General features: G+C 65.4%; 2 protein-coding genes and 4 pseudogenes. All 6 read right to left on the reverse strand.

Annotated elements, in window-relative coordinates; all coding sequences use genetic code 11:
* A pseudogene (locus tag JCM19049_RS06480) lies at positions 1–728 on the reverse strand (ABC transporter permease); the annotation flags it as partial.
* Between the two features lie 14 nt (positions 729–742).
* The gene (locus JCM19049_RS23220; protein ID WP_374700248.1) at positions 743–1,741 is read right to left on the reverse strand and encodes an ABC transporter ATP-binding protein; all 999 of its coding nucleotides are present in this window, start codon (positions 1,739–1,741) and stop codon (positions 743–745) included.
* Positions 1,742–1,840: 99 nt separating this feature from the next.
* Positions 1,841–2,283, reverse strand: a pseudogene (locus JCM19049_RS23225) (ATP-binding cassette domain-containing protein); the annotation flags it as partial.
* A gap of 120 nt (positions 2,284–2,403) precedes the next feature.
* Entirely contained in the window at positions 2,404–3,492 is a 1,089-nt protein-coding gene (locus JCM19049_RS06490) for a BMP family protein (RefSeq protein ID WP_138173564.1), read from the reverse strand.
* Between the two features lie 272 nt (positions 3,493–3,764).
* Positions 3,765–4,905 (reverse strand): annotated as a pseudogene (locus JCM19049_RS06495) (amidohydrolase).
* Positions 4,906–5,148: 243 nt separating this feature from the next.
* Positions 5,149–6,734: pseudogene (locus JCM19049_RS06500) on the reverse strand (GMC family oxidoreductase).
* Positions 6,735–6,849 lie beyond the last annotated feature (115 nt).

Here is a 6,849-nt window from a genome sequence, read left to right on the forward strand (position 1 = left end):
CCACGAAAATGGTCAGCGCGATCGCCATCAGGAACCCCAGGTGCAGCCGGGAACCGGGCAGCGCCGGGAAGACGGCGGTGGAATCAAGCACCGGGGAGATCGGGTTGGTGCCTCCGGGGCGGCGGAACGCCGCGGTGTTCATCAGGTAGTCCAGCAGGTACAGCGCCACATAGTTGAACATGATCGTCAGGATCACCTCGTGCGCGCCGGTGCGGGCCTTGAGCACGCCCACCAGCCGCCCCAGATCGCGCCGCCGAGCAGACCGAAGATGATCACGACCAGCAGGTGCAGCACGATCGGCAGGTGCCAGGCGAACCCGGCGTAGGCGGCCATCGTCGCGCCGATGATGATCTGCCCTGCGCGCCGATGTTGAACAGCCCGGCCCGGAAGGCCAGCGCCACGCCCAGCCCGGCACAGATCAGCGGCGTGGAGACGGTCAACGTCTCCAGGAACGGGGCGAAGCCGCGCGCCGAGTTGTAGATCGAGCCGTTGAACAGCGCCACATAGGATTCGGTGCCCGCGTGCCACAGCGCGGAGAGGAAGTCGGTGGGCCGGGCGAAGAAGTACCCGGCGGTCTTGATGACCTTCTCGTCGGTCACGGCAATCAGCAGCCCGCCGATCACCAGGGCCACGATCACCCCCAGCACCGAGACCATGCCCGGGCCCTGGGTGATCTTGCGGAACAAGTCGTTGCCCTGCTGCGCGGCGCCGCCGTTGGGCGGCTGCACGGTCTTGGTCTGGCTCACTGGCCTTCTCCTTCCGCCTGGTGTTGCGCCATGGCTTCCTCGGCCGATACCCCGGCCATCATCAGTCCCAGCACCTCGCGTGGGGTTCCGGCCGGCACGATCCCGTTGACCCGGCCCTTGTAGAGCACCGCGATCCGATCGGCCAGCTCCATCACCTCATCCAGCTCGGTGGACACGATCATCACCGGGGTGCCGGCGTCGCGTTCGGCCACGATCCGCCGATGCAGGAATTCGATCGAGCCCACATCCACGCCGCGGGTGGGCTGCGAGGCGATGAACAGCTTCAGCGGGCGGGAAAGCTCGCGCGCCATCACCACCTTCTGCTGGTTGCCTCCCGAGAGGCTGGAGGCCGGGTTCAGCTGGTTGTCGGTGCGCACGTCGAAGTCCTGGATCTGCTTGGCGGCATTGCGCCGCAGCTCGCCCAGGTTCATCGACACCCCCTTGGCGAAGGGGGCACGGTCGTACAGGTCCAGCACGAGGTTCTCCTCGATGGAGAACTCGGCGACCAGCCCGTGCACGGAACGGTCCTCGGGCACGAAGCCGACCCCCGAGCGCAGCACCTGCTTCACGCTCTGGCCGATCAGCTCCTTGCCCTGCAGCTTCACCGAGCCTCCGGTGACCGCCTGGGTGCCCAGGATCGCCTCGGTCAATTCGGTCTGGCCGTTGCCCTGCACGCCGGCCACAGCCAGGATCTCGCCCTGGCGGATGTCGAAGGACACCTGGTCCAGGGTCGTGGTGCCGGCCTCGTCGACGACCGACAGGTCGCGCACCTGGAAGGTCGCCTCCCCGGGCACCGCCGGCTCCTTCTGCAGGGTCAGCTGCACCGAGCGCCCCACCATCAGGTTGGCCAGTTCGGTGGTGTCGGTGTCCGGTTCGACGCTGCCCACGACCTCGCCGCGGCGGATCACGGTGATCACATCGGAGACCGCCTTGACCTCGCGCAGCTTGTGGGAAATGAACACGATCGAGGTGCCGTTGGCCTTGAGCTGGCGCATGATCTCCAGCAGCTCGTCGGTTTCCTGCGGGGTGAGCACCGCGGTGGGCTCATCCAGGATCAGCACCTTGGCCTCGCGCACCAGCGCCTTGATGATTTCCACGCGCTGCTGCACGCCCACCGGCAGGTCCTCCACCAGCGCGTCCGGATCCACGTGGAAGCCATAGCGTTCGGAAATCTCCCGGATCTTGGCCCGGGTGACGTCCAGGTCCAGCACGCCGGCGGCCTTGGTGGCCTCCGAACCCAGCGCCACGTTCTCGGCCACGGTGAAGACCGGGATCAGCATGAAGTGCTGGTGCACCATGCCGATGCCCGCGGCCATCGCGTCGCCCGGGCCGCTGAACTCCACCGGCTGGTCGTCGACCAGGATCTGCCCCTCCGTGGCTCGTAGAGCCCGTAGAGCACGTTCATCAGTGTGGATTTGCCGGCGCCATTCTCGCCGAGCAGGCAGTGGATTTGCCCGTCATCGACCACCAGGTCTATGCCCTTGTTGGCATAGAAGGAACCGAAGGCCTTGGAGATTCCCCGCAGTTCGAGTTTCACGATCCCACCATCTTTGGTTGTTTGGGTTCAGGTTGGACACAGTCATGGAGCGCACCAGCCGCGCACCGCTCGGGCGGTGAGCGGTGGCACGCTCCATGACGGTTAGGGGTGTTGTGGCCCTTACTTGGGGCTGGCCTGGGATTCGACCTTCAGCTCGCCGGAGATGATCTGCTGCTTCAGCGCCTCCACCTCGGACTTGGTCTCGTCGCTGACCTCATCTTCGAAGTTGTGGAACGGGGCGATGTCCACGCCGCCGTTCTCCAGGGTGCCCACGTACGGGGTGGCGTCGAAGTTGCCCTCGGTGTCTTCCTTGATGACGTCCTCGACGGCCTGGTCCATGGTCTTGATGACCGAGGTGAGCATGACGTCCTTGTAGTCCGGAGCGGTTTCAAAGCCGTCGGAGTCAACCCAGACGAGCTTGACGTCCTTGCCGGCCGCATTTTCTTCCTTCACCGCGGCGCCGGAGCCCTTGCCGACCGGCCCGGCGACCGGCATGATCACGTCAGCACCCTGGCTGATGAAGGTCTTGGTGACCTGCTTGCCCTTGTCCTGCTTCTCGAAGTCACCGGTGAAGGTGCCGTCCTGCTTGTCCTTGTTCCAGCCCAGCAGCTTGACGTTCTCGCCCTTGTCCTTGTTGAACTTCTCCACGCCGTCGGCAAAGCCGTCCATGAAGATGGTCACGGTCGGCAGCTTGATGCCGCCGTAAGTGGCCACGGTGCCGGTCTTCGAAGTGGCAGCGGCGACATAGCCGGCCAGGAACGCGGCCTGGGCGGTGTCGTAGATGATCGGCTTGACGTTCTCGATTTCGTTTTCGTACTGGAAGTCAACGATCGCGAAGTGCTTGTCCGGGTTCTCCGCGGCGGCCTTCTCGGTGGCGTCACCCAGCAGGAAGCCGATGGTCACGGTCATGTTGCAGCCGGCGTTCATCATGCCCTGCAGGTTTGTGGCGAAGTCGGCGTTGGACTTGGATTCGGCTTCCTTGGCCTGGATGCCCAGGTCCTCTTCGGCCTTCTTCAGGCCGCGGTAGGAGGACTCGTTGAAGGACTGGTCGTCGAAGCCGCCGGAGTCCGAGACAATGCAGCCGGTGTAGTCCGAGTTGTCGGCGTTGGCGCCGCCTTCTTCCGGGGCCTGGCCACAAGCGGAAAGGGCCAGTGCAGAAATACCGAGCATGGCAGCGGCCACACTGGCCTTACGCGATGCGAAGCGCATGTAATCCTCCATAGAGCGTTGCGAGATATCCGGGAGGCCAGGCACCTGCAACCCAGCGGAAAACTACTTTGCCGTTCGCTGCGCCAGTGCTAACGATCCCATCGTTTCCATAGCCTATATGAGATCAGCACAGGTACACCGGCTGGAGATTACAAAGCGGTAACTTGCAACACATTCACGGCAAGCGCTTAACGTCAAAGGCCACGTCAGAGCGTTTTACGTCGTTGTCAAAGATCCACTAAAAATTTTCGCCCGGGCTGGGCGCAGAAGCACTAGTCAAGGTCGGCAATCGCGCGCAGACACGCACCGACCATCACCGAGGCCCCCACCCCGATGCATCGCTCATCGGGAATATAGTCCCCACGGTGCAGATCAAACGTCTCCCCGCCCGGGGTGCGGTGCCCAGGCGCAACATCGCCCCGGGAACCTTCTGGGTCATCCAGGCGAAGTCCTCCCCGCCCATCGACTGCGGGGTCAGGCCGATGTTCTGCGAGCCGATTTCAAAGCGGGCGGCGCTTTCAATCAGCCCGGTCTCCTCGGCCGTGTTCACCACCGGCGGCACCCCGCGGGTGTGCTGCAGCTTGATCTCCACGCCGTAGGGGGCCGAGACCTGGCGGACCGTCTCATCCAGCAGCTGCCCGGCGGCGAACCAGGCCTCCCCATCCAGACAGCGCATGGTGCCGGCCAGGTAGCCGGTGGCCGGAATCGCGTTAGGGGCGCTGCCAGCGTGAATTTGGCCCCACACCACCGACACGGCCGAGCGCACGTCGACCTTGCGGCCCAGCACCGCCGGGACCTGGGTGGCAATCTGACTCATCGCAAACACGACGTCCTCGGTCAGGTGCGGGCGCGAGGTATGCCCGCCGCGGCCGTTGACCTCAATGCGGATGGTGTCGCTGGCCGAGGTGATTGCCCCGATGCGGGTGCCGATCTGCCCACGTCGATGCGCGGGTCGCAGTGCAGCGCCAGGATGCGCGGCACCTCGTCCAGCACGCCCTGTTCGATCACCGACAGCGCGCCACCGGGGATCTTCTCCTCCGCCGGCTGGAAGATCACCCGCACGCGGGCATTGAGCAGCCCCTCGTCATCCAGCTTCTTCAGGGTCAGCGCGGCCCCGAGCATGACCGTGGTGTGGATGTCGTGGCCACACGCGTGGGCCACCCCCTCGTTGACCGAGGCGTAGGGCAGGCCGGTTTCCTCCAGCACCGGCAGCGCGTCGATGTCCGCACGCAGCCCGATGGCAAGCTCCCCGCGGCCCACATCGACCCAGGCGCCGGTGTTGTTCATCGGCACCGGTTGCAGTCCGGCGGCCCGCAGCTGGGCCAGGATCATCTCGGTGGTGCGGTATTCGGCGAAGGACAGCTCCGGATTGCGGTGCACGTCGCGCCGGAAGTCGATCAATTCGGGCAGCAGCTGCTCAACCCAGGGCTTGACCGAGGGATGGTGGCATTCCGATACTTCACTGTCCGCATCCTTCGAAGATACGCGTCGGTAGGTCCGCTGGGATAGTTTCTGCGTAATCTTGCAGCGAACCGTGAAACACTGCTGCCCATGCCAGGCCACGCCAAGGGCTTGCCAAACACCTCGGCCCCCGCACCGCACCCCAAAAACGGGGGCGACGCGGCCGAGGCGTTGCCGTCCGGCAGCCGGCTCCGGTTAGGAGGCCTGGTCCTCGCGGATCATCTCGGCGCAGCGCTCACCAATCATCATCACGGTGATGTTCGGGTTCACGGTCACCAGTTCGGGCATCACCGAGCGTCGGCCACGCGCAGGCCCTTGACGCCCTTGACGCGCAGCTGCGCATCCAGCGGGGAGAGCACATCGTCATCGGCGCCCATGCGCACGGTGCCGGCCGGGTGGTACACGGTGTTGTGGGTGCGGCGCAGGTAGTCGAAGATCTCCTCGTCGCTCTGCACGTCCTGTCCCGGGTAGAGCTCCTGGCCGGCCCATTCGGCCATCGGGGACTGGGCGACAATCTCACGGGCCTTGCGGATCCCGTAGGTCATCACCTTGCGGTCATGGCCCTCCGGGTCGGTGAAGTAGCGCGGATCCACCATCGGCTTGTCGCGGAAGTCCCGGCTGCGCAGGCGCACGGTGCCGCGCGACTTGGCGTGGGTGACGTTCGGGGTCAGGCAGAAGCCGTTCTCGGTGCTCGGGTAACCCTGGCGCAGGGTGTGCATGTCGAAGGGCACCGACCCGTAATGCATCATCAGGTCCGGGCGGTCCAGCCCCTCTTCGGTGGCGGCGAAGATGCCGATCTCCCACCACTGGGTGGAGGTTTCCACCATGGGCTTCTTGGCTTCCCACTGGATCACGCCCTCCGGGTGGTCCTGCAGGTGCTCGCCGACGCCCGGAGCGTCGACCACGACCTGCACACCCACCTGGGACAGGTGCTCGGCCGGGCCGATGCCCGAGAGCATCAGCAGCTTGGGCGAGTCGATCGCGCCGGCCGAGACGATCACCTCGCGCCGGGCGTTCAGGGTGGTGGTGCGCCCGAACGCGCCCTCCACCACGTCCACGCCGGTGCAGTTGCGCTCGGCGTCGAAGTTCAGCTGGCGCGCCTGCAGGCCGGTGAGCAGGGTGAAGTTCTCCCGGTTCCGGATCGGGTGGATGTAGGAGACCGACGAGGAGGAGCGGGTGCCGTCTTCGCGGCGGTTGATCTGGAAGAAGTTCGCGCCGTTGATCACGGTTTCATCGTTGTTGAACTTCGTCCGGGGCAGGCCGATCTGCTCGCAGGCGTCCAGGATGGCCACGCCGCAGGGGTCCTCGGCCGGAACGTTCATCAGCTTCACCGGGCCGGAATCGCCATGGTGCGGGGCCTCGGGCCCGGCGTCCTCATTGGTTTCCAGCTTCTTGTACAGCCGGTAGGCCATCTGCGAGTTCCACCCGGTGGCGCCGAACTTGCTCTCCCACTCATCCAGGTCCTCGCGTGGGGCCCAGAAGGCGATGCAGGAGTTGTGGCTGGAGCATCCGCCCATCACCTTCGCGCGCGAGTGGCGCATGAACGAGTTGCCGTTCTCCTGCGGTTCGATCGGGTAGTCCCAGTCGTACCCGGACTCCAGCAGCTCCATCCAGCGGTTCAGCTGCAGCACCTCATCGATGCCGCGGTCATCGGGGCCGGCCTCCACCAGCGCCACGCTGACCTCGGGGTCCTCACTGAGTCGGGCCGCCACCACGGCGCCGGCCGATCCGCCGCCGATGATGATGTAGTCGAAGTCGGTTTTTGCGCTGTCCTGATGCATCAGTCATTCTCCTCGTCGTTACTGCACGATTGCGTTGCTACACTTCTGCGTTACCTTGCGTTGGCATTGTCCTGCTCAGTGTCTGTGTCTGTGTTTGCGGCCCCGTCCGCGCCGG

It is taken from the genome of Arthrobacter sp. JCM 19049, from assembly GCF_001310435.1.

What these genes read in the sequence shown, in the direction of transcription:
- JCM19049_RS23220 (WP_374700248.1), bottom strand. Translation starts at nt 1,741, where the DNA reads ATGCGCCAGCTCAAGGCCAACGGCACCTCGATCGTGTTCATTTCCCAC.
- JCM19049_RS06490 (WP_138173564.1), bottom strand. Translation starts at nt 3,492, where the DNA reads ATGCGCTTCGCATCGCGTAAGGCCAGTGTGGCCGCTGCCATGCTCGGT.